Here is a 22,409-nt window from a genome sequence, read left to right on the forward strand (position 1 = left end):
GCGCGACCTGAATCGATGCATCGTGTCGCGCCCGTCGTCGGCCGCCATGACGGCCGACGACGATCGCCCGCGCCGGCTGCCGCTCAAGACACCATGCCCTGCATCCGGTGCGAGAAATGCGCGCGCTCGGCGGTTTCCATCAGGGACAGGAACTCGTCCTGCGTCATGTGGATCAGCGCTTCGTGGTCGCCGGCCTCGAAATAGACTTCCGGCTGCAACGCCAGATTTTCCTCGAGGAACGTCTGCATGCCGTAGGCCATGCAGACCGGCGGCAGCGCGCCCGCATCGCAGTCCTTGAACAGCTCGCGCAACTCGAGCTCCTTCGCGAGCACGAGATGCCGGCCGGTCTTCGCCCAAAGATCGGACAAGCGCACCGCGTGCGTCGTCGGCAGCACGGCCGCGACGTAGCCGTCGTCGTCTTCGAGCAGCACGGTTTTCGCGAGGCGATCGCCGGGGATATGCGCGGCGGCGGCGGTCTCCATGCTCGTATGGCTATAGGGGTGGTACACGACTTCGTACCGCGAGGACTTCTGGCGCAGGCAGTCCTGCAGGGTCGCAGACATGGACATGGCACACCTCGTCTGAACGAATCGGGCGAACGGCGTTCGCACCGGATTCGTTCAGCATAGGTCGCAATCGCACGAATGGAAAATCCCGTTGCACCTCGTCGTCACGCCGGCTCCAGACCCTTCTCGCGCAGCCATGCGCGGTTGAACAGCCGCGCGCGATAGATGTCGCCGCGATCGCACAGCAGCGTCACGATCGTGTGTCCCGGCCCCATCCGGCGTGCGAGCCAGACCGCCGCCGCGACGTTGATGCCGCTCGATCCGCCGACGTACAGCCCCTCCTCGCGCAGCAGCCGGTAGACCATCGTCACGCACTGCACGTCGTCGATGCGCACCGCGTCGTCGATCGGCGCGCCGGCGAGATTCGCGGTGATGCGCGTCGAGCCGATGCCTTCGGTGATCGAGCTGCCTTCCGCCTTGATCTCGCCCGTTTTCACGTGGCTGTAGAGGCCGCTGCCGTGCGGGTCGGCGAGCACGATCCGGATCTCCGGGTCCTGCTCCTTCAGGTAGCGGCTCACGCCGGCCAGCGTGCCGCCCGTGCCGGTCGCGCACACGAACGCATCGACCGTGCCCGCCGTGTCGCGCCAGATTTCCGGCCCGGTCGTCTCGTAGTGCGCCTGCCGGTTGACGAGGTTGTCGAACTGGTTGGCCCACACCGCGTTGTCGAGCTCGTCCGCGAGCCGGCCGGCAATCTTCTGATAATTGTTCGGGTCGCGGTACGGCACCGCCGGCACCGGCCGCACCTCCGCGCCGAGCGTGCGCAGGATCTCCATCTTCTCCGGCGATTGCGTTTCCGGTATCACGATCACGCAGCGATAGCCGCGCGCCGCGCAGATGTGCGCGAGACCGATGCCGGTGTTGCCCGCCGTCCCTTCGACGACGGTGCCGCCCGGCGTCAGCACGCCGCGCTGCTCGGCGTCGCGGATGATGTAGAGCGCCGCGCGGTCCTTCACGGAACCGCCCGGGTTCATGAATTCCGCCTTGCCCAGGATCTCGCAGCCGGTCTCCGCGCTGAGCTTCGCCAGCCGGATCAGCGGCGTGCGCCCCACGCAGTCGACGAAACCTTGTCGCACGTCCATGTCCGCCTCCGTCGCGCGCCCAACCCGCACACAACGAAGGATAGGACGCCGCGCCGCCGCCCGCTTTCGCCGCCGGCGATCGCGTACTAAGCTTGGAGAGCCCATCCGCGACGCCCGCGCCGCATCGCCCCAGACGAGGTCCGCCATGCTGCAATTGCACACCGTGACCGTCCACAAGCCCGAGACGATGAACTTCATTCTCGGCCAGACGCATTTCATCAAGTCCGTCGAGGACATCCACGAGGCGCTCGTCGGCACCGTGCCCGGCATCCGCTTCGGCCTCGCGTTCTGCGAGGCGTCGGGCAAGCGGCTCGTGCGGCGCTCCGGCACCGATCCGGACCTGGTCGAGCTCGCGTCCCGCAACGCCACCGCGATCGGCGCCGGTCACGCCTTCATCGTGCTGCTCGGCGACGGCTTCTACCCGGTCAACGTGCTGAACGCAATCAAGGCCGTGCCGGAGGTCTGCCGGATCTATTGCGCGACCGCGAACCCGACCGAGGTGATCGTCGCGGAAACCGCGCAGGGCCGCGGCATCATCGGCGTCGTCGACGGCTTTGCGCCGCTCGGCGTCGAAAACGACGACGACGTGCGCTGGCGCAAGGAGCTGCTGCGCACCATCGGATACAAGGCGTAGGCGGGATTCGCCGCGGGTCTGCTTCGGGCCCGCACGGGCGCTCGGGCGTCCCCTCCGCTCCTGCGAGCGCTGCTGACCTGGCCGAGCGATGACGCGTCAGGATTCGGCGGCGGTCGAAAACTTGACCGTTAGTTGCGATTTAGCGAGATGCACGGCGCGCATTCCGGCATCGCGCGACAACCGTGCGCGTGTCCTATACTTGCCCGCAGATTGAAACGCGGCCGCGCCGGCGCAACGGCGGCGTCCGTGGCCGATTCTTCCGGGAGCGACGCATGCATTACCAGTTGATCTACGAACTCGTCGACGACTACCTGTCGCGGCGCGAGCCCTTCCGTGCCGAGCATCTCGCGCTCGCGCACGCCGCCACCGAGCGCGGCGAACTGGTGCTCGCGGGCGCGTTCTCGGACCCGGCCGACCAGGCCGTGCTCGTCTTCGAGGGAGACTCGGCCGAAGTGGCCGAATCGTTCGCGCGCGCCGATCCTTACGTGCAGAACGGCCTCGTCAAGTCGTGGCGCGTGCGTCCGTGGCGCGTCGTGGTCGGCAAGCACGCGCCGCGCTAGCGCGGGCTACAGCCACCCTGCCCGCCTGAAGCGCCACCACAACGCGAAATCGGCCACGGCCATCACGCCGATGCAGCCGTAGAAGCCATAGGTCCAGTGCAGCTCGGGAATGTTGTTGAAGTTCATCCCGTAGATGCCGGCGATCATCGTCGGAATCGCGAACAGCGCGGCGAACGAGCCGAGCCGCTTGGTCACCTCGCTCTCCGCGAGCGAGATCATCCCGAGATTGACCTGGACCGCCGTCACGACCATCTCGCGCCGCCCCTCGATCGTCCTCACGATCCGCTGCAGGTGGTCGTACACGTCGCGGAAGTAATGCTCCATCCCGCTGCAGACCTGCGGGATGCGCCCGCCCGTCAGCTTCGCGAGCGGCTCGAGCAGCGGCGCCGTGTGCTGGTGCAGCATCACGAGCCGGCGCTTCAGCGAATACAGGTCCTCGATGATCGCGCGTGACGCCGCCGGCGTCGCCTTCGCGAAGATGCGGTCCTCGAGCGCCTCGAGTTCGTTGCCGAGCGTTTCGAGGACCGGGAAATAGCGGTCGACGACCTGGTCCATCAGCGCGTAGAACACGAACGCCGAGCCTTCCTGCAGCAGATGCGGCTCGCGCTCGCAGCGCGTGCGCACCGCGCGGAAATCCTGCTCGGTGTGATTGCGGATCGACAGCACGTAGTTCGGCCCGACGAACACGTTCAGCTCGCCGACGCCGAATTCGCCGTCCTTGTCGAACTCGACCGTGTGCAGCACCGCGAACAGCGAGTCGCCGTATTCCTCGATCTTCGGCCGCTGATGGCCCTTGCGGGCATCCTCGAGCGCAAGCTCGTGCAGCCCGAATTCCTCGCCCATCAGTTCGATCTCTTCCGGCGTCGGGTCTTTCAACGCGACCCACACGAAGCATTCGGGCTTCGATACGTATTCGCTGATGACGTCGATGTCGATGTCGGCCAGCTTGCGGCCGTCCTGGTATGCAGCGCAGTTGATCAGCATGGTGTCCATCATGTTGCGGTTTCGCCCGGCAGTTTACCGGTTTGTCGCAGGTCCGGTCCCGCTTCGGCGCGGCTTGCGCCGCGCGCCGTTATTGGTCATGATCGGGCTGCGTGCGCCGCAGCATGCGCGGGTGCGCACCCACACGCCCGCCCGCGGCCCGGCCGCGCGGCTTCATCACCTCAGCGTCAAGGAGACAGACCCATGTGGTATTTCTCGTGGATACTCGGCATCGGCGTTGCGCTCGGCTTCGGCATCATCAACGCGATGTGGCTGGAAGCGGAAGTCTATCCGCGCGACCCGAAGCTCAACGGCGCCAAGCGGCCCGGATCGGGGAGCACGCCCTCGTGACGCATCTGGTGTTCTTCTGCGGCCACGCCGGCACCGGCAAGACCACGCTCGCGAAACGGCTCATCGGGCCGCTGATGCGCGCAACCGGCGAGGCCTTCTGCCTGCTCGACAAGGACACGCTGTACGGCCGCTACAGTTCGGCGGCGATGGGCGCCCTCACCCACGACCCGAACGACCGCGACAGCCCGCTCTACCTGAAGCATCTGCGCGATCCCGAATACCAGGGCCTGCTCGACACCGCGCGCGAGAACCTCGCGCTCGGTATCGGCGCGCTCGTCGTCGGCCCGCTGTCGCGCGAGGTGCGCGACCGGCGCATCTTCGACCGCGCATGGCTCGGCATCGGCCCCGAGGTCACGCTGACGGTCGTCTGGGTCTATACGTCGGAAGACGTCGCGCACCAGCGGATCGTCGCGCGCGGCAACCCGAACGACGCGTACAAGCTCACGCACTGGGACGAATACCGGCAGCGCCGCTTCGTGCCGACCGGCGCCGAATGCGACGGGCTCGTGATGTTCGACAACACCACGGCGACCGATGCGGACGTCGCTGCATTGCTGGCGCGGATCGTTCCGCCGCCGCAGGCTCCGCGCGTCCCGCCGCTGCCCGCCTGAACGCTTCCGCCGCATGAAAAAAAACGCCGGGCGGCGCATGGCGCCCCCGGCGTCGTGCGCCGACGTCAGGCCATTCAGGCCAGCGCGTGCACGCGCTCCATCGTGCCGCCGTCGTACAGCTTGCCGAAGCGGTTCGCGAGGAACGCCTTCAGCGACACCTTCTCCTGCGGGATGAAGCCGTGCTGCGGCAGCTTCTTCTCGCGGAACAGGTCCAGCACCGCGCACATCGCGCCGGCCGTCGTGATCTGGATCGCGCTCATATGCATCCCGCACACGTCCTTCGCGAAGATCTTGCGCGTGAACACGTCCTGCACCAGCTGGCCGTCCTTCACGCCCGTCACCGTGACGAACACGAGCACGACGTCCTGCTTGGTCGACGGCACCGCGCGGCGCATGATCGACTTCAGCGTGTCGCGGTCGGTCGACAGGCGCAGGTCCTCGAGCAGGAACTGCACGAGGTCGCGGTGGCCCGGGTAGCGCACCGACTTGTAGTCGAGCGTCTCGACCTTGCCCGACAGCGTCTCGCACAGCGTGCCGAGGCCGCCCGACGTGTTGAACGCTTCGTATTCGGTGCCGTCGAGCGAGAAGTGCTCGAGGCCTTCGAGCGGCTGCACCCACTGCTTGCGGCCGTCGCGGATCGCCTCGCACGGCTGGCAGTATTCGTTGATCAGGCCGTCGACGCTCCACGTCAGATTGTACTTCAGCGCGTTGGTCGGATACTCGGGCAAGGCGCCTACGCGCATCTTCACGTCGCGCACCTCGGTGAAGCCGTTCACGAGCTCGTGCGCGGCGATGCCGATGAAGCCCGGCGCGAGGCCGCACTGCGGCATGAACGCGCGATCGGAACCGTCGGCCAGCTCGCGGATCGCGTGCGTCGCGCGCACGTCCTCGGTCAGGTCGAAGTAATGGACGCCCGCGGCCTTCGCGGCGGCCGCGACGTTGACCGCGAGGTAGTACGGCAGCGCGTTGACGAGCGCATCGAAGCCCTTGACCGCTTCGCGGATCGCATTCGCGTCGGCCGAATCGACACGCTGCGTCGCGATGCCTTCGCGCGACAGCTTCGCGAGCGCATCCGCGTCGCGATCGAACGCGACGACTTCGTAGTCGCCGGTTTCACGCAGCATGTGAGCAATGGTGTGGCCGATCAGACCTGCGCCGACGATGGCGATTTTCATGCGCTTATCTCCTGATGATGGGTTGTGTTGTGTACGGCGTTGAGCCATGCACACAGTCTAGGGATGAGCAAAATCAGTTCCAAGACGAAGAATGATGCGAAACGGCGGGTATGTTCGACGTTATGACGTCACATTTCGTCGATTCGTCGAAACACGCCGTTTCAGTCCCGCCGGCCGCGCTATGGGTCGCCTAAGTTTCCCGCGTCAGACTGCTTGCCGATCACCCGACTCCAAGGAGGCTTCGGCATGCAAACCCCATCCGTCCATCGCGCGCCGCACTGGCTGAACAAGGTGCCCGACGTCGCGCTGTCGTTCTGGATCATCAAGATCATGTCGACCACGGTCGGCGAAACCGGCGCGGACTTTCTCGCGGTCAACGCGGGCCTTGGCCAGGCCGTCACTCGCATCGCGATGGCGTCGCTGCTCGCGATCGCGCTGTGGCTGCAATTGCGCACGCGCCGCTACGTGCCGTGGGTCTACTGGCTCACGGTCGTGCTGGTCAGCATCGTCGGCACGCAGATCACCGACCTGCTCACCGACGGGCTGGGCGTCAGCCTGTATGCGAGCACCGCCGCGTTCGCGGTCGCACTCGCCGCGATCTTCTTCGTCTGGCATCGCGTCGAGGGCACGCTGTCGATCGACACGATCGTCACGCCGCGACGCGAGCTGTTCTATTGGGCGGCGATCCTCTGCACGTTCGCGCTCGGCACCGCCGCGGGCGATCTCGCGACCGAGGCGCTCGGCCTCGGCTTCACGGTCGGCGCGCTGTGCTTCGGCGCACTGATCGCGGCCGTGTTCGCGACGTGGCGGCTCGGCGCCAACGCGGTCCTCGCGTTCTGGATCGCGTACATCCTCACGCGGCCGTTCGGCGCGTCGCTCGGCGACCTGCTCACGCAGGCCCGCACGTACGGCGGGCTCGGCATCGGCGCCGCGTGGACGAGCCTGCTGTTCCTGACCGTGATCGTGCTGCTCGTCGCCGCCGCGCAGTTTGGCCTCGGCCAGCGCACGCCGGCCGACGCCGCCGACTGAATCCCAACCGTTTCCGTTCATCGACTCGAGGACACATCATGCGCATTCCGGATTCCATTTCCCGTCTCGCCCTCGCCGCGGCCGCGGCGGCCGCGCTGAGCGTCGCCGCCGGCTGCTCGAAGCATCAGGACGCGAATGCGTCGACCCCGGCGCCCGCGCCCGCCGCTTCGTCATCCGCCGTCGCCGGCGCAACGAAGCTCGGCGACCTGTCGGCGTTCCGCACGATCGCCGCCGACGTGAACGCGCGGGTCGGCAAGGGCGACCTGCCCGGCGCGAAAACCCGCATCAAGGATCTCGAGATCGCGTGGGACTCGGCCGAGGCCGGCCTGAAGCCGCGCGCCGCCGACGACTGGCACGTGGTCGACAAGGCGATCGACCGCGCGCTCGCCGCGCTGCGCGCCGATCATCCGACCCAGGCCGATTCGGCCGCCGCGATGAAGGACCTGCTCGCGACCTTCGACCGGTTCGGCGGCAAGTGACCCCCACCCGGTGCGCGCGGCGCGTGACGCGCGGCCGGGAATCGCATACGCTGGCGGCGTTTGCGCAGCATGGAGAGCACGCATGCGAATACTGCTGGTCGAAGACGACCCGATGATCGGCGACGCGGTCCATGCCGCGCTGAAGGACGCGTCGTATGCGACCGATTGGGTGACGGACGGCGCGCGCGCGTTGACCGCGTTCGCGGCGCAGCATTACGACCTGGTCCTGCTCGATCTCGGCCTGCCCGGCCGCGACGGCCTCGACGTGCTGGCCGGCATCCGCGCGCAGGACGCCACCGCGCCGCTGATCGTCGTCACCGCGCGCGACGGTCTCGACGACCGCCTGCGCGGCCTCGACGGCGGCGCCGACGACTACATCGTGAAACCGTTCGAAATGGCCGAGCTGCTCGCGCGGATCCGCGTCGCGATCCGGCGCCAGGCCGGCTCGGCCGCGCCGGTGCTAAGCAATGGCATCGTGTCGCTCGACCCGGCGACGCGCGAAGCCGCCGTCGACGGACGTGCGCCGGTGCAGCTGTCGAATCGCGAGTTCTCGCTGCTGCGCGCGCTGCTGGTGCGCCCGGGCGCGATCCTGTCGCGGCGCGAGCTCGAGGACCGCCTTTACGGCTGGGGAGAGGAAGTCGAGAGCAATGCGGTCGAATTCCTGATTCACTCGCTGCGCCGCAAGCTCGGCAGCACCGTCATCAAGAACGTCAGGGGCGTGGGATGGATGGTTTCAAGAAGCGCCTGAGCGAGTCGATCCGGTTTCGCCTGTCGGCGGCGCTGTCGGTCGCGATCCTGGTCGTCGCGACGGTCGCGGCCGCATTCGCGTTCTCGTCGGCGTTCGACGAAGCCCACGAACTGCAGGACGACGTGCTGCGCGAAGTCGCGACGCTGCTCGACCGTCAGCGCGCGCCGTCGCCCCCCGCCGCCGGCGCCGGGCACGCGCGCGAAAGCGACGAGCTGTCGCGCGTGATCGTGCAGCCGCTCGGCGGCGATGCGCCGCCGGCCGCCGTCGGCGAGCCGCGGCTCGCATTGCCGGCCACGCTCGCCGACGGGCTGCATACGCTCGAGGCCGGCGGCAAGCCGTATCGCGTGATGGTCCACACGCTCGCGAACGGCGAGCGCATCGCGGTCGCGCAGGAAGCCGGCATGCGCGACGACGTCGCGCGCGAAAGCGCGTGGCGCACCGCGCTGCCGCTCCTGATCCTCGTGCCGATCCTGCTGCTGCTCGTCGCCGATCTCGTGCGCAAGCTGTTCCTCCCGGTCGCGGCGCTGTCGGCCGGCATCGATGCGCGCGACGAGCACGACCTGCGGCCGGTGCCGGCCGGGCATGTGCCGGTCGAGGTGCGGCCGTTCGTCGTCGCAATCAACCGGATGCTGGGACGCGTCGCGCAGTCGGTCGACGCGCAGCGCCGCTTCGTCGCCGATGCCGCGCACGAATTGCGCTCGCCGCTCACGGCCATGTCGCTGCAGGCCGAGCGGCTCGCCGCCACCGACCTGCCGGCCGATGCGCGCGCCCGCCTCGCGGCGTTGCGCGGCGGGCTCGATCGCAGCCGCAACCTGATCGAGCAGCTGCTTGCGCTCGCACGGGTGCAGAGCGCACCGGCAACGGCGCACGGCCCCGTGTCCGTGCAGGCGGTCTATCGCCGCGTGCTGGAAGACCTGATTCCGCTCGCGGAAGCGAAGGCGCTCGACATCGGCGTCGAGGAAGGCCCTGACGCCCGCGCATGCGTCGACGAATTCGAGCTGGCGTCGCTGGTCAAGAACCTCGTGGACAACGCGATCCGCTATACGCCGCGCGGCGGCCGCGTCGACCTGTCGACGCAGGCGACGGCGTCGCACGTGGTCCTGACGGTCACGGATACCGGGCCGGGCATTGCGCCGCACGAGCGCGAGCGCGTATTCGATCCTTTCTACCGGGTGCCCGGCAACGAACAGATCGGCTCGGGGCTCGGCCTGTCGATCGTGAAGACGATCGCCGACCGGATGGGCGCGGGCGTCACGCTCGCGTATGCGGACGAACGGCAATGCCGCGGGCTGCGCGTCGAGCTGCGGATTCCACACGACCGGCCGCCGCGCGCGGCGCCGGCCGAGGTCCGACACGACAGGCCGCCCGCGGCCGGCATCACGCCGCCGGACGACGAGCGCCGAACCCGCTGACCGCGCGCATCACCCGCCGATCGTGCCGCGGTCGATCTTGCGCGACAGGATGATCGACGTCGTCGTGCGCTCGACGCCTTCGAGCGCGCCGATCTGGTCGAGCAGGTCGTTGAGCCGCTCCGGCGAATCGGCGCGCAGCCACGCGACGTAGTCGTATTCGCCGCTCACCGCGCACAGCAGCTGCACTTCGGGCATCCGGTCGAGCTTCTTCAGCACGTCCTTGCCGTACTTCGGCGCGAGGATGATGCCGACATACGCGTAGATGCTCGCGTCGAGCACGTCCTGCCCGAGCCGCACGCTGTAGCCCGCGATCACGTTGGTCCGCTCGAGCCGCGCGATGCGCGCGACGACCGTCGTGCGCGCGACGTCGAGCTGGCGCGCGAGATCCGCGACGCTCGCGCGCGCATCGGCTTGCAGCAGCGCGACGAGTTGCCGGTCGAGGTCGTCGAGTTGGTCGAGGCGAGGTGGACGCATGAGGCTTGAGGCACGCGCGCGAAGCGCGTTCGGATGGGAAGGTGACGGGATGATAGCGCCGAACGCACGCACGCCCAACCGGCGCGTGCATCGGCGACGGCGGACGGCCCCGCCGGACGGTTACGCGACGATATCGATTCGTATCGGATGTAAGCAAGTGTCGCATTGGCTGCCGCACGCCGTGCGGCGTGCTACTAATACGCTGCGACGCGAGACGCGCGTGCGCCGCAGAAGCGCCCGCGCCCGTTCGCACGACACTACCCGGAGAGCCACCATGAAGAAAATTTCGCTCACCCTCGCTGCGCTCATGCTTGCGACCGGCGCGTTCGCGCAGACGCAGACGCAACCGCAGGCGCCCGCGCAGCCGGCCGCCGCCCGCCACGAGACGCGCCTCGAGGAACGCATCACGTACCTGCACAACCAGCTGAAGATCACGCCCGCGCAGGAGCCGCAGTGGAAGACCTTCGCCGACACGATGCGCGCGAACGGCGAAACGATGGCCCGCCTGTACCGTCAGCGGATGGAAAGCCGCAACGCATCCGCGATCGACGACATGAAGCAGTACGCGGAACTTGCGCAGGCCAACGCCGACGGCGCGAAGAAGCTGGCCGACGCGTTCGGGCCGCTGTACGCGAGCTTCCCGGCCGACCAGAAGGCGCTGGCCGACACGACGTTCCGCAGCGGGCTGCACCACGGCGGCGAGCCGCGCGGCAAGGCCAAGGCGGCGCCCGGCGCGGCCGCGAGCGCCCCCGCGAAGCCCTGACGCGTCACGCGCAGCCGGCCCGCCCGCGGCGGGCCGGACGGCTGCGCGGCTTCCGCCGGCGAACGGCGCCGATTTCACAGCGCGCCGATTTCGGGATAAGCTCCAGGCTTTTCCCGCATTTCTTCGCCATGCTAGAACTCAAGCAACTCGATCTCGGCACCGATCCGCAGGCCCGGCGCGTCGTCAAGGACGAGACCGTCGCGGTCGCCTTCGCGGCCGGGGACGGCGAACTGATGAGCCTCGAAGGCCCGAACCGCTACGTGGCCGGCGACGCGCTGATCACCGGCTCGACCGGCGACCGCTGGGTCGTGTCGCGCGCGCGCTTCGACGCGAAATACCTGCCGGCCGATCCGGCGCTCGCGCACGGCGAGCCCGGCGCTTACAGGAACCGGCCGGCGGTGGTCCTCGCGAAGCGCATGGACGAGCCGTTCACGATCGCGCGTTCCGCGAACGGTGACACGCTGCGCGGCGTCGCGGGCGACTGGGTGATGCAGTATGCGCCCGGCGACTATGGCGTCGTGCAGGCGCAGCGCTTCGCGCAGGTCTACCGCGACGCCGGCTGACGGCTCGGGGCGCCGGCGACGACGCTGCGCTCAAGCAAACTCTTCGTCGAGCGCGATCTCCGCGTCGCGCGACACCGCTTCGCCCGCCGCATGGCGCTCTTCGAGCGAACCCAGCATCGCTTCCACATACGCATGCAGCACCGCGTGGCTGCGCGCGCGCTGCATCGGCCTCATCGCCAGATAGCGCGCGAGCGCGGCCGGTGCGATGCGCACGTCGAGCGTCATCCGTTTCGGCGTCGCGCCGAAGCGCATCGCGAGCCAGTGCACGGACAGGAAGCGGCCGCGTTCGTCGCGGCTCTCGACGAAACGGGTCTGCTCCGGGAACAGCTCGCAGATCACGCGCGCGAATGCATTGAATTCCGCGCTTTCGCATTCGATCAGATAGTCATCCATCTCACGCCTCCCGTCAGGCCGCCGCGCGCGACGGCCGGCAGAGCTTCACCAGCACGCCGATCAGCAGCGCGGCCAGCACGAAATGCCACGCTTCGGTCCACGCCGCAGGCAGGATGCGGACCTGATAGAGCATCCCCGGCACGTACGCGAGCGCGTGCAGCGCGATCGCGAGCGGCAGCACGCCGCGCCACCCGGCGCGCATGCCCCGCCACATCAGCATCGACAGCGCGACCTGCAGCGCGAACGCCGCGACGCGCTCGAGCAGCAGCATCGCGATCGACGGCGCCGACAGCGTCGCCAGCATCACGTGCAGACGCAGCACGGCATCGCCCGGCAGCCCCGCGAGCTGCGCGTCGAGCTGGCCGTGATTCGCGAGCCATGCGAGGTAGATCCACTGCCCCCAGACGAGCACGCCGATGAACCACGCTTCCGCGCCGCCATGACCGAGCCCGTAGCCGATCGCGCGGCCGTCGCCGGCCGTCGCGCCGTAGCGGCGGCTCAGGAAGCGCATCCCGAGATAGCGCCCGACCTCCTCGAACACGCCGGCCGTGAGCGCGCCGTACGCGACGAACGCGAGCGGCTGCGTCAGCCAGCCGCCGGCGGACGCCTGGCTCAGCACGACCCCATGAAACGCGCGTTCGACGACCATCGCGAACAGCGTGAACGCGGCGACGCCGACGATCGCGTCGCGCCTGTCGAGCGACAGCGGCTTGCGCAAGATGCGGTAAAGGACGAGCGGCAGCAGTGCGAGGATCAGCGTGGCGGCGATCAGCAGCGCCAGCGTGATGGGGGAGACAGTCATGTGAATCCTTGTTCGGGGCAGCGCACCTGACGCGCTGCGTGCCCCGAATGATACTCAGCTTGCGGTCGACGCGCGCGCGATCAGCTCGCCGGGCAGCAGCGCGACGCGCACGTCGCCCGCCGCGCCGTCGATCCGCTCGTGGACGAATTCGACCGCCTTGTAGCCGATCTCGTAGGTCGGCTGACGAATCGTCGTGATGCCGATCAGCTCCGCCCACTCCGGATCGTCGATCGACACCAGCGCCGCCTGTGTCTGCCACGCGGAGCCGAAGCGCGCGCGCAGATGCCGGGCGATCGCGAGCGCGACCGGCGCGTTCGCCGCGAACAGCGCCGCGCGCGTGCCCCGCCGTGCGGCCGCGTCGATCCGCGCATCGAGCTCGACGAGCGCGGCGGCGACGGCCTCGGGCGCATTCAGGTCGAGCACGACCGTCTGGGGCACGGGCCGGCCGTGCGCGGCGAGCGTCGCGCGGAATGCCGCCTCGCGCAGGCGCCGCGAGCTGACCTGCTCGAACGGCTGCACGACGAAGTGGATCGAGTCGAAACCGCGCTCGATCAGGTGCCGCACGCCCATCTCGATCGCGTCGCCGTTGTCGAGGCCGATCAGGTCGGCCTCGAAGCCCTCGACCGTCCGGTCGACCAGCACCGCCGGAATCCCGCCGCCGCGCAGCGGGCGCAGCACGTCCTCCTCGGCGCCGAGCGCGTTGACGATCAGCCCTTCGACGCGGTACGTGGTGAGCAGCTGCAGGAAGCGGCGCTCCATCTCGACCTCGTTCGCCGCGTGGCAGATGAGCGGCATGTAGCCGAGCGCGTGGCACGCGGCCTCGACGCCCAGCAGCACCTCGACGGTATAGGGATTGGTCAGGTCGGCCGCGAGCATGCCGAGCAGCCGGTTGCGGCCGCGCTTGAGGCCGCGCGCCATCTGGTTCGGCCGGTAGTTCAGCCGCGCGATGGCCGCCTCGATCCGCTGGCGCAGATCCGCGGACAGCACATGGGTCTCGCCGTTCAGATAGCGCGAGACGCTGGTCTTGCCGGTACCAGCCTCGCGGGCGACATCGCTGATCGTCGCGGGACGCTGGCTGGTGGGGTGCGATTCGGTCACTGTCGTGCCTCGCGACGTGCGATCCGCTCCGCGACGTACGCGGGCGGATGTTTGTTGTTGGATAGGTAAGCCAACTGACGGACTCTCGTGTCGGTCAGCCGCGCCGGACCCGGCGCGGATACGGGTCGCCCGAAGCCGCTTGCAACGGCGCCGGCTTCGAAGCGACAAGCGGGCGATCATAACGCAGCCGATGGGGCGACTCCAAGTCCATCGACTCTAATCCCACGACGCGAACAGCGCCCGGCGCGCGCGGGTGGCCCCTCCTCCGGGGCGCGCTCAGCCGGCGCGCGCGTGGGTCAGCGCGTCCGGATTGACCAGATTGACGCGCAGCGTGCCCGCCAGCGCGCCGACCAGGTTTTCCGCCGCGCAGCGCGCCATCGCGTGCCGCGTTTCGTGGGTCGCCGATCCGATGTGCGGCAGCGCGACGACGTTCTTCATCCGCAGCAGCGGCGAGTCGGCCGCGAGCGGCTCCCGCTCGAACACGTCGAGGCCCGCGCCGCGGATCGTGCCCGCGCGCAGCGCGTCGATCAGCGCCGCCTCGTCGACGACCGGCCCGCGCGACGCGTTGATCAGGATCGCGCCGCGCTTCATCTTCGCGAACTCGGCCGCGCCGATCAGGTGGCGCGTCTCGTCCGACAGCGGCACCTGCAGGCACACGAAATCGGACTCGGCGAGCAGTTCGTCGAGCGTCGCGCGGCGCGCGCCGTACTGCGACTCGGCGTCCGGCTGCGCGGAGCGGTTCGTGTACAGCACCCGCATCCGGAAGCCGAGCGCCGCGCGGCGCGCGACCGCCGCGCCGATCCGCCCGAGCCCGACGATCCCGATCGTCTTGCCCTGCACGTCGGTGCCGTACAGGTCCGGGCCGATGCTGTGCTGCCAGTGGCCGGCCTGCACCCACTCCGCCAGCTCGACGACGCGCCGGGCCGACGCGAGGATCAGCGAGAACACCGTGTCGGCGGTCGACTCGGTCAGCACGTCCGGCGTGTGCGCGAGCACGATGCCGCGCCGGGTCAGGTCCGCGACGTCGAAGTTGTCGTAGCCGACCGAGATCGTCGACCAGGCCTTCAGCCGCGGCGCGCGCTCGAGCATCGGCGGCGGGATCTTCAGGCTCGCGCCGATCGCGCCGTCCGCGTCGCCGAGCGCCGCGGCGAGCGCGTCGGCGCCGTCGACCTGGACGACTTCGGCATGCTCGCGCAGGTACGCGAGGACGTCATCGGGCAGCGGCTTGTAGGCGACGATACGAGGCTTCATTGAGGCATTTTTCCTTGCAGCGGCGCGCCGAGCGGCTGCGCATCGCGCGCCTGGGGTTTGACGGACAGCGTGAGGATCACCGCGACGACCAGCGCGGCGCTCATGAACGCGTACGACGCGACGGGCGAGCCGGTCGCGCCGTTCAGGTAGCCGACGAAATAGGAGCCGACGAACGAACCGAGCGCGCCCATGCTGTTGATCAGCGCCATCGCACCGCCCGCGACGTTCTTCGGCAGCAGTTCCGGCACGATCGCGAAGAACGGGCCGTACGGCGCGTACATCGCGGCGCCGGCGACGACGAGCAGCGCATACGAGAACCAGAAGTGCGTCGAGCCGAGCGCGTACGATGCGGCGAACGCGGCCGCGCCGATCAGCAGGAACGGCCACACGAAGCCGCGGCGCGAGCCGAGCTTGTCGGACGCCCACGACGCCGCGAGCATCGCGATCGTCGCCGCCAGGTACGGCAGCGCGGACAGCCAGCCCGTTGCAACCATCCCGAGCTCGGAACCGTTCTTGACGATCGACGGCAGCCACAGCACGAAGCCGTACACGCCGATGCTCCAGCAGAAGTACTGCGCGCACAGCTTGATCACGGCCGGCGAGCGGAACGCCTCGCCGTAGTTGCGCATCGGCTTGATCGCCGCCTGCTCGGCCGCGAGCGCCGCGTCGAGGTCGCGCTTTTCCTGGTCGGAGAGCCAGGTCGATTGCGCGGGCTTGTCCTGCACGAGGAACCACCAGCACACGGCCCAGATGATCGCCGGCACGCCTTCGGCGATGAACATGTGGCGCCAGCCGAATTCGTGGACGAGATAGCCCGACAGGACCGACATCCACAGCACCGTGACCGGGTTGCCGAGGATCAGGAACGTGTTCGCGCGCGAGCGTTCGCTCTTCGTGAACCAGTTGCTGATGTAGATCAGCATCGCCGGCATCACGGCCGCCTCGACGACGCCGAGCGCGAAGCGGATCGCCATCAGCGACGGGATGTTGCTGACGACGCCCGTGAGCGCCGCGCATGCGCCCCACAGCACGAGGCTCCAGAACACGAGCTTCTTGACGCTGCGGCGTTCCGCGTAGATCGCGCCCGGGATCTGGAAGAAGAAGTAGCCGAGGAAGAACAGCGCGCCGATCAGCGACGACAGGCCCTTGCTGATGCCGAGATCCTGGTTGATGCCGGCCGCCGCCGCGAACCCGTAGTTCGCACGGTCGAGATAGGCGAGGCTGTAGGTGATGAAGATGATCGGCATGATCATCCACCAGCGTCGAGCGGCGAGATTGGCAGTCATGGGCGTGTCTCCTGTGTCGACCGGAGTCGGCGCCTCGGCGCTTGCTCCGGTCCCATGCAAGGCTGTGCGGAACGCACGAAATAGGTTCGCGATTGTGCCGTGCGCGGCATCTTATTGCGCGACGAAGGTTTCCTCTAAGCGATCGGCCGGATTGCTGACGTTTTCGACACAGTCGAGCTGCTCGCGGGTCGGCAGGCCCTCCGAGTCGCCGATCACCTGGATCGCCAGCGCGCCGATCCGGTTGCCGCGCGCGACTGCCTGCTCGACGCTGCGGCCTTCGAGCAGCGCGCTCACGACGCCAACCGCGAAGCCGTCGCCCGCGCCGACCGTGTCGACGACGTTCTCGACGCGCACGCCGTCGACCGTGCCTTCGCGGCCATCGGCGGTCAGATAGTACGCGCCTTGCGCGCCCAGCTTGATCACGACGCCGCGCGCGCCCTGTGCGAGGTAGAAGCGCGCGATGTCGGCCGGCGCATCGCGCCCGGTCAGCTGCCGCCCTTCCGCAAGGCCCGGCAGCACCCAGTCGGCGAGCGCCGCGAGCGCGTTCAGCGTGTTCGCCATCGCTTCGGCGGACGGCCACAGCGTCGGGCGCAGGTTCGGATCGAACGAGATCGTCTTGCCGGCCGCGCGCATCTCTCGGGCCAGCTGGAACGCGAGCGCGCACGACGTCGCGGAAATCGCCGGCGCCACGCCCGTCAGGTGCAGGTGGCGCGCGCCGAGCACGTAGTCGGCCACGTAGTCCTCGCACGACAGGTGGCTCGCCGCCGAACCCTTGCGGAAATACTCGACGGTCGGATCGCTGCCGTCGTCGTTGCGCGACTTCAGCTGGAAGCCGGTCGGGTAGCGGTCGTCGACCGTCACGCACGATGCGTCGATGCGTTCGCGCGCGAGCGTGTCGAGCACGTAGCCGCCGAACGAATCGCGCCCGACCCGGCTCACGTAGCCCACGCGGAAACCGAGGCGGGACAGGCCGATCGCGACGTTCAGGTCGGCGCCCGCGATCCGCTTCGTGAATTGCGACGCGTGCGCAAGGTGGCCGGTCTCGGCGGCGACGAACATCGCCATCGCTTCGCCGTAGGTGACGACATCGAGTTGCTGGTGCATCAGTGAATTCCTCCGGATCCTTCGCGCCTTCTGGCGCGCTTCAAGCGGCTTCGAGCCACGCGACGCGCTGGCGCGCGTCGCGCCCCAAGTCGGCGGCGTCGAGCGGAAACTCGATGCCGCGCGGCGCGTGCTGCGGCAGCGCCGCCAGCACGGCGGTGACGAGCGGGTCGCGCGGCGCCGGCGCGACCGCGAAACGGCGCGCGCCCTCGCCTTCGACGGCCTTGCAGTGAATGTATTCGACATGCGGCGCGAGCGCTTGCGCGCAGTCAAGCGGCGCTTCGCCCGGCCATTGCCAGTTGCCGATGTCGAAGGTCATGCCGAGCGCGCGCGGCGCGCCGGCCGCGTCGAGCGCGGCGAACAGGTCACGGAACTGCGCGAGCGAGCCGCCGACCGGCAACTGGCCGTTCTCGACGACGAGCCGGGCGCGCGCATTCCGCGACAGCGCGACGATGTCGGCCGCCTGCGCGTTGCCGGCAAAGCCGCCGAGCTGGAATTTCACGAAGCGCGCGCCGAGCGCGTCGGCTTCGGCGAGCGTATCGCGCAGCGCGTCGGCGTCGAGCGCGCCTGCGTGGGTGTACAGGTTGGCGGGCGTCGAATAGACCGACCACAAGCCGTGCGCCGCGACCTGCGCGCCGAGCGCGGCCAGCGCGTCATGCGCTGCGTCCGCGTCGGACGCGAACAGCTCGCGCCGCACCTCGAACCCGGCCGCGCCTGCCTGCGCGGCGGTCGCGACGAATGCCCGGTGGCCCTCCTGTCGCACCCGGTCCATGCCGAATGCGCTCGCCACGATCACGATGTCTGCCATGTTGCCCTTTATCACCGGAATGGAACCGGTTCCATTTGCGTGAGACGGATGGTGCGCCTCGTGCGGGGGGGCACGCCATAGAGGAAATCCCTAGGAATTGCCCCCGGCGCGCATCACATGCCGTTTTGCGCAAGGCTCAGCGCCAGGAACTGCGCCGCGACCCGCGACGGCGCGCCGCCGTGCGGCACGAGGATCGAGAAATGACGCGTGAGCGGCGCGGGCGCGAACGAGCGCATCACGAGCGCGGCATCGTCATGCCGCAGCGACATCGCGGACACGAAGCCGACGCCCATTCCCGCCCGCACCGCCTCCTTCACGGCCTCGACGCCGGCGATCTCGAGCGCGACGCGCATCGGCGCGCCCGAGTGTGCGAATGCGCGCTCGACGAGCTGCCGCACGCCCGAGCCCTCCTCGCGCAGCACCAGCGGATGCGCGGCCAGCGCGTCGAGCGTCGCGCCGCCCGCGTGCGCGGGCCCCGCCAGCGGATGCCCGGCGGGCACGATCGCGACGATCTCGTCCTCGTGCCACGCATGCACGGCCGTGCCGGGCGGCAGCGCCTCGCCCGGCGGGCCTTCGATCAGCGCGATGTCGAGCGACGGCAGCGCGGCGACCACTTCGGACGTGTTGCCGCTCATCGTCTGGATCGCAACGCGCGGCGCGGTCGGCTGGAACGCGGCGATCAGGTACGGCAGCAGGTAGCTCGCGGGCGTCGTGCTCGCGCCGATCCGCAGCGTGCCGGCGTCGAGCCCGCGCACCGCGTCGCGAAACGCGCGCGCCTGCGCGAACGTGTCGCGCAGCGCGCTCGCGTACTGCGCGAGCTGCTCCCCGGCCGGCGTCAGCCGGATGCCGCGCCCGTCGCGCTGGTACAGCGGCTCGCCGAACTCGTCCTGCAGCAGGCGCAACTGGCCGGACACCGCCGGCTGCGACAGATGCAGCGCCAGCGCGGCGCGGCTGATGTTCAGGTGCTCGGCGACGGCCGCGAACGTTATCAGTTGATCCGGGGTCATGGAGATGAATTATCGGTTTTCCGGATAGTTTATGTCACAAATCACAATTTTTCATATCGATATAACCAAACTAGGATTAGGGCATTGAAATGACGATCCGATCCGGGTTCCATCATGTCTACGGCTCACCCATCCCATCTGAATCACGCCGCGCCGTCGATGCGCGGCCAGTTGAACGGCATCCTGTTCGTCGCGCTGTTTGCCGCGGCCGTGACGAGCCTGTCCGAATTGCCCGCGATCGCCGGGCTCGGCCTCTCCCCGCTGATCGTCGGCATCGTCGCAGGCGCCTTGTACGGCAATGCGCTGCGCGACGGCATGCCGGCCAGCTGGGCGGCCGGCGTCAACTTCTCGGCGCGCAAGCTGCTGCGCATCGCGGTCGCGTTCTTCGGGCTGCGCGTGAGCCTGCAGGAAATCGCGCAGGTCGGCCTGCCGGGCCTGACCGTGTCGGTGCTGGTCGTCGTCAGCACGCTCGCGATCGGCACCTGGGCCGGCATGAAGCTGATGAAGCTCGACCGCGATTCCGCGCTGCTGACCGCCGCCGGCAGCGCGATCTGCGGCGCGGCCGCCGTGCTCGCGTTCGAATCGACGCTGCAGTCGAAGCCGCACCAGAGCGCGATGGCGGTCGGCAGCGTCGTGCTGTTCGGCACGCTGTCGATGTTCGTGTACCCGCTCGCGTATCACGCCGGGCTGCTGAACCTCGACGCGGCCGGCCTCGGCCTCTTCTTCGGCGGCACGATCCACGAGGTCGCGCAGGTGGTCGGCGCGGCCAGCGACGTCAGCCCGCAGGTCGCGCACATCGCGACGATCGTCAAGATGACCCGCGTGATGCTGCTCGTGCCGGTGCTGCTCGCGCTCGGCTGGTGGCTCGCCCGCTCGGCGAACGCATCGGCCGACGGCGCGCACGGCAAGCGCAGGATCGCGGTGCCGTGGTTCGCGCTCGGCTTCCTCGGCTTCGTGATCGTCAATTCGCTGAACGTGCTGCCGGCCGACGTCACCCACACGCTCAACGTGCTCGACACGTTCGCGCTGACGATGGCGATGACCGCCCTCGGCATCGAGACCCGCGTGTCGCAGATTCGCGAAGCCGGCCCCCGCGCGTTGACGACCGGCCTGATCCTGTACGTGTGGCTGATCGCCGGCGGCTACGGCATCACCTGGGCGGTCCAGCACTGGCTTGGCTGAGCTGCACGCCCGCTCCGCGTCGCGCGCCGCGCCCGCCGGGAAGGTCCCGCGGGCGCGGCGCAGTGCTATGCTTCGCGTCGTTTTCCACGGTCCTCGCTCAGTCGTGCTTTCCTTCCTGCTGAAGCTGCGCACCCGCGCCCAAACGCTGTTCCGCCTGTCGGACGCCCATACGATGCTGATCTGGTCGGTGATCGTCGGGGTCGGCGGCGCGTTCGCGACGATCGCGTTCCGTGAAGGCATCGAGGTGGTGCAGCGCGTGGTCTCGGGCAGCAGCGGCAGCTTCGTCCAGATGGCGAAACGCTTGCCGTGGTACGTGCGCTTCTGGCTCCCCGCCGCGGGCGGCTTCCTCGCCGGCTGCGTGCTGCTGCTCGCGACCCGCGGTGACGCGAAAACGCGCAAGACCGACTATATGGAGGCAGTCGCGCTCGGCACCGGCGTCGTGCCGGTCCGGCAGAGCCTGTGGCGCAGCGTGTCGTCGCTGCTGACGATCGGCACCGGCGGCTCGATCGGCCGCGAAGGCCCGATGGTGCAGCTCGCCGCGCTCGCCGCGTCGCTCGTCGGCCGCTTCGCGCACTTCGACCCGCCGCGGCTGCGCCTGCTCGTCGCGTGCGGCGCGGCGGCCGGCATCACGTCCGCGTACAACGCGCCGATCGCCGGCGCGTTCTTCGTGTCGGAGATCGTGCTCGGCGCGATCGCGATGGAGAGCTTCGGCCCGATGGTGGTCGCATCGGTCGTCGCGAACATCGTGATGCGCGAATTCGCCGGCTACCGGCCGCCGTACGAGATGCCGGTGTTCCCGGCCGTCGCCGGCCCCGAGGTGCTGCCGTTCGTCGTGCTCGGCCTGCTGTGCGGGGTGCTGGCGCCGCAGTTCCTGCACCTGCTCGACGCATCGAAGAACCAGTTCAAGCGGCTGCCCGTGCCGCTGCCGGTGCGGCTCGCACTCGGCGGCCTGATCGTCGGCGTGATCTCGGTGTGGATTCCGGACGTCTGGGGCAACGGCTACAGCGTCGTGAACCAGATCCTGCATTCGCCGTGGACCTGGCAGGCGCTCGTCGCGGTGCTGGTGTTCAAGGTGCTCGCGACGGCGGCCACCGCCGGCTCCGGCGCGATCGGCGGGGTCTTCACGCCGACGCTGTTCGTCGGCGCGGTGCTCGGCTCGCTGTTCGGGCTCGGCATGCAGGCGCTGTGGCCGGGGCACACGTCCGCGTCCTTCGCGTACGCGATGGTCGGGATGGGCGCGTTCATGGCAGGCGCTACGCAGGCGCCGCTGATGGCGATCCTGATGATCTTCGAGATGACGCTCAGCTATCAGGTCGTGCTGCCGCTGATGGTGTCATGCGTCGTCGCGTATTTCGTCGCGCGCGCGACCGGCACGACGTCGATGTACGAGATCACGCTGCGCCACCACCAGGACGCGCAGGAGCGCCTGCGGATCCGGACGACGCAGATGCGCGAGCTGATCCAGCCCGCGCAGACGGTCGTGCCGTTGACCGCGAGCGTCGCCGACATGACGCGCGTGTTCCTCGAATACCCGGTGAAATACCTGTACGTGACCGACGACGCCGGGCGCTTTCGCGGCGCGGTCGCGCTGAAGGACATCACGAGCGACCTGCTCGACAAGCGCGACACGGCCGACAAGACGGCCGCGCACTATGCGCACACGCCGTTTCCGCTCCTCACGCCCGACATGCCGCTCGGCACCGCGCTGGAACTGTTCATGGGCTTCCAGGGCGAGCGGCTGCCGGTGATCGAGAGCGCGGCGGAGCCGACGCTCGCGGGCGTCGTCTACAAGACGTCGCTGCTCGACGCGTACCGGCGGATGACGGGCGAGCGCTGAGCGCGGGCGGCGGCGATTCGCCTCCCACCGCTTCCGCTCGGCCATGCCCGACGCCGCCCGCGGCGTCTCGAATTAGTGCTCCCTGTCCGCAACCCTACGACCAACCGACACGGCAAATACGGCAACATTCGATTCATCAATTTCGCTCAACTAAATAGAGCAATACACCCAGCCAACGGATAAAAACTTTCCTAACATCAATCCGAATCGCCGTTACAA

25 protein-coding genes are annotated in these 22,409 nt (G+C 69.1%); 12 read left to right on the forward strand and 13 right to left on the reverse strand.

All coding sequences use genetic code 11. The features are described from left to right. Window positions 1-83 precede the first annotated feature (83 nt). Together ACFIMZ_RS09710 and ACFIMZ_RS09715 are read right to left on the reverse strand one after the other, a co-directional pair. Window positions 84-569: an aminoacyl-tRNA deacylase gene (locus ACFIMZ_RS09710; protein ID WP_431819321.1), complete on the reverse strand. Its 486-nt coding sequence runs from the start codon at window positions 567-569 to the stop codon at window positions 84-86. Between the two features lie 101 nt (window positions 570-670). Then, entirely contained in the window at window positions 671-1,645 is a 975-nt protein-coding gene (locus tag ACFIMZ_RS09715) for a cysteine synthase A (RefSeq protein ID WP_059716155.1), read from the reverse strand. Between the two features lie 145 nt (window positions 1,646-1,790). Here ACFIMZ_RS09715 and ACFIMZ_RS09720 point away from each other — a divergent pair, with 145 nt between their 5' ends. Both ACFIMZ_RS09720 and ACFIMZ_RS09725 read left to right on the forward strand, forming a co-directional pair. Further along, the gene (locus ACFIMZ_RS09720; RefSeq protein WP_431819322.1) at window positions 1,791-2,279 is read left to right on the forward strand and encodes an adenosine-specific kinase; all 489 of its coding nucleotides are present in this window, start codon (window positions 1,791-1,793) and stop codon (window positions 2,277-2,279) included. 272 nt (window positions 2,280-2,551) lie between these two features. Beyond that, a complete protein-coding gene (locus ACFIMZ_RS09725; RefSeq protein WP_059760979.1) occupies window positions 2,552-2,839 on the forward strand; it encodes a YciI-like protein in 288 nt (95 codons plus the stop codon). 6 nt (window positions 2,840-2,845) lie between these two features. Here the strand turns inward: ACFIMZ_RS09725 and corA are convergent, their stop codons facing one another. Next, the gene (gene corA, locus ACFIMZ_RS09730; protein WP_431822468.1) at window positions 2,846-3,823 is read right to left on the reverse strand and encodes a magnesium/cobalt transporter CorA; all 978 of its coding nucleotides are present in this window, start codon (window positions 3,821-3,823) and stop codon (window positions 2,846-2,848) included. A gap of 201 nt (window positions 3,824-4,024) precedes the next feature. Here corA and cydX point away from each other — a divergent pair, with 201 nt between their 5' ends. After that, the gene (cydX, locus tag ACFIMZ_RS09735) at window positions 4,025-4,171 is read left to right on the forward strand and encodes a cytochrome bd-I oxidase subunit CydX (RefSeq protein ID WP_431819323.1); all 147 of its coding nucleotides are present in this window, start codon (window positions 4,025-4,027) and stop codon (window positions 4,169-4,171) included. Beyond that, window positions 4,168-4,782 (forward strand): AAA family ATPase, encoded by a 615-nt coding sequence (locus tag ACFIMZ_RS09740; RefSeq protein ID WP_431819324.1) that lies wholly within the window; start codon window positions 4,168-4,170, stop codon window positions 4,780-4,782. Before cydX ends, ACFIMZ_RS09740 begins: the two co-directional genes overlap by 4 nt. 74 nt (window positions 4,783-4,856) lie before the next feature. Here the strand turns inward: ACFIMZ_RS09740 and ACFIMZ_RS09745 are convergent, their stop codons facing one another. Next, window positions 4,857-5,957, reverse strand: a complete 1,101-nt coding sequence (locus tag ACFIMZ_RS09745) for a saccharopine dehydrogenase C-terminal domain-containing protein (protein WP_431819325.1) — start codon at window positions 5,955-5,957, stop codon at window positions 4,857-4,859. Between the two features lie 246 nt (window positions 5,958-6,203). Between ACFIMZ_RS09745 and ACFIMZ_RS09750 the strand changes: the two genes are divergently transcribed. From ACFIMZ_RS09750 to ACFIMZ_RS09765, 4 genes are all read left to right on the forward strand, one after another. After that, window positions 6,204-6,986 (forward strand): COG4705 family protein, encoded by a 783-nt coding sequence (locus ACFIMZ_RS09750; RefSeq protein ID WP_431819326.1) that lies wholly within the window; start codon window positions 6,204-6,206, stop codon window positions 6,984-6,986. A 38-nt stretch (window positions 6,987-7,024) separates the two neighbouring features. After that, window positions 7,025-7,465 carry a hypothetical protein gene (locus ACFIMZ_RS09755; protein WP_431819327.1) on the forward strand — a complete coding sequence of 147 codons (441 nt, stop codon included), beginning with the start codon at window positions 7,025-7,027 and terminating at the stop codon, window positions 7,463-7,465. Window positions 7,466-7,547: 82 nt separating this feature from the next. Next, window positions 7,548-8,213 (forward strand): response regulator transcription factor, encoded by a 666-nt coding sequence (locus ACFIMZ_RS09760; protein ID WP_431819328.1) that lies wholly within the window; start codon window positions 7,548-7,550, stop codon window positions 8,211-8,213. Continuing rightward, the gene (locus ACFIMZ_RS09765) at window positions 8,189-9,625 is read left to right on the forward strand and encodes a sensor histidine kinase (RefSeq protein WP_431819329.1); all 1,437 of its coding nucleotides are present in this window, start codon (window positions 8,189-8,191) and stop codon (window positions 9,623-9,625) included. The genes ACFIMZ_RS09760 and ACFIMZ_RS09765 overlap by 25 nt, the downstream gene beginning before the upstream one ends. 9 nt (window positions 9,626-9,634) lie before the next feature. Here ACFIMZ_RS09765 and ACFIMZ_RS09770 read toward each other — a convergent pair whose 3' ends face one another. Continuing rightward, a complete protein-coding gene (locus ACFIMZ_RS09770) occupies window positions 9,635-10,099 on the reverse strand; it encodes an Lrp/AsnC family transcriptional regulator (RefSeq protein WP_042584089.1) in 465 nt (154 codons plus the stop codon). Between the two features lie 274 nt (window positions 10,100-10,373). Here ACFIMZ_RS09770 and ACFIMZ_RS09775 point away from each other — a divergent pair, with 274 nt between their 5' ends. Together ACFIMZ_RS09775 and ACFIMZ_RS09780 are read left to right on the forward strand one after the other, a co-directional pair. Continuing rightward, window positions 10,374-10,862: a Spy/CpxP family protein refolding chaperone gene (locus tag ACFIMZ_RS09775; protein ID WP_431819330.1), complete on the forward strand. Its 489-nt coding sequence runs from the start codon at window positions 10,374-10,376 to the stop codon at window positions 10,860-10,862. Window positions 10,863-10,990: 128 nt separating this feature from the next. Then, window positions 10,991-11,425 carry a PGDYG domain-containing protein gene (locus tag ACFIMZ_RS09780; RefSeq protein ID WP_042584091.1) on the forward strand — a complete coding sequence of 145 codons (435 nt, stop codon included), beginning with the start codon at window positions 10,991-10,993 and terminating at the stop codon, window positions 11,423-11,425. Window positions 11,426-11,455: 30 nt separating this feature from the next. Here ACFIMZ_RS09780 and ACFIMZ_RS09785 read toward each other — a convergent pair whose 3' ends face one another. From ACFIMZ_RS09785 to ACFIMZ_RS09820, 8 genes are all read right to left on the reverse strand, one after another. After that, window positions 11,456-11,818: a DUF3022 domain-containing protein gene (locus tag ACFIMZ_RS09785; protein ID WP_431819331.1), complete on the reverse strand. Its 363-nt coding sequence runs from the start codon at window positions 11,816-11,818 to the stop codon at window positions 11,456-11,458. A gap of 13 nt (window positions 11,819-11,831) precedes the next feature. Beyond that, window positions 11,832-12,620, reverse strand: a complete 789-nt coding sequence (locus ACFIMZ_RS09790; RefSeq protein ID WP_431819332.1) for a YhfC family intramembrane metalloprotease — start codon at window positions 12,618-12,620, stop codon at window positions 11,832-11,834. A 54-nt stretch (window positions 12,621-12,674) separates the two neighbouring features. Next, window positions 12,675-13,718, reverse strand: coding sequence for a LacI family DNA-binding transcriptional regulator (locus tag ACFIMZ_RS09795; protein WP_431819333.1), 1,044 nt, complete (start codon window positions 13,716-13,718; stop codon window positions 12,675-12,677). A 276-nt stretch (window positions 13,719-13,994) separates the two neighbouring features. Further along, window positions 13,995-14,969 carry an NAD(P)-dependent oxidoreductase gene (locus ACFIMZ_RS09800; RefSeq protein ID WP_431819334.1) on the reverse strand — a complete coding sequence of 325 codons (975 nt, stop codon included), beginning with the start codon at window positions 14,967-14,969 and terminating at the stop codon, window positions 13,995-13,997. After that, window positions 14,966-16,255, reverse strand: coding sequence for an MFS transporter (locus ACFIMZ_RS09805; RefSeq protein WP_431819335.1), 1,290 nt, complete (start codon window positions 16,253-16,255; stop codon window positions 14,966-14,968). Before ACFIMZ_RS09805 ends, ACFIMZ_RS09800 begins: the two co-directional genes overlap by 4 nt. A 111-nt stretch (window positions 16,256-16,366) precedes the next feature. Beyond that, entirely contained in the window at window positions 16,367-17,359 is a 993-nt protein-coding gene (locus tag ACFIMZ_RS09810) for a sugar kinase (RefSeq protein WP_431819336.1), read from the reverse strand. A 40-nt stretch (window positions 17,360-17,399) separates the two neighbouring features. Beyond that, window positions 17,400-18,164 carry a sugar phosphate isomerase/epimerase family protein gene (locus ACFIMZ_RS09815; RefSeq protein WP_431819337.1) on the reverse strand — a complete coding sequence of 255 codons (765 nt, stop codon included), beginning with the start codon at window positions 18,162-18,164 and terminating at the stop codon, window positions 17,400-17,402. A gap of 113 nt (window positions 18,165-18,277) precedes the next feature. After that, entirely contained in the window at window positions 18,278-19,171 is an 894-nt protein-coding gene (locus tag ACFIMZ_RS09820; protein ID WP_431819338.1) for a LysR family transcriptional regulator, read from the reverse strand. A 159-nt stretch (window positions 19,172-19,330) separates the two neighbouring features. Between ACFIMZ_RS09820 and ACFIMZ_RS09825 the strand changes: the two genes are divergently transcribed. Then, a complete protein-coding gene (locus tag ACFIMZ_RS09825) occupies window positions 19,331-20,353 on the forward strand; it encodes a YeiH family protein (RefSeq protein ID WP_431822469.1) in 1,023 nt (340 codons plus the stop codon). A 103-nt stretch (window positions 20,354-20,456) separates the two neighbouring features. Beyond that, window positions 20,457-22,190 (forward strand): ClcB-like voltage-gated chloride channel protein, encoded by a 1,734-nt coding sequence (locus ACFIMZ_RS09830; protein ID WP_431819339.1) that lies wholly within the window; start codon window positions 20,457-20,459, stop codon window positions 22,188-22,190. Window positions 22,191-22,409 lie beyond the last annotated feature (219 nt).

It is taken from the genome of Burkholderia sp. F1, assembly GCF_050813845.1.
Lineage (GTDB): Bacteria > Pseudomonadota > Gammaproteobacteria > Burkholderiales > Burkholderiaceae > Burkholderia > Burkholderia ubonensis.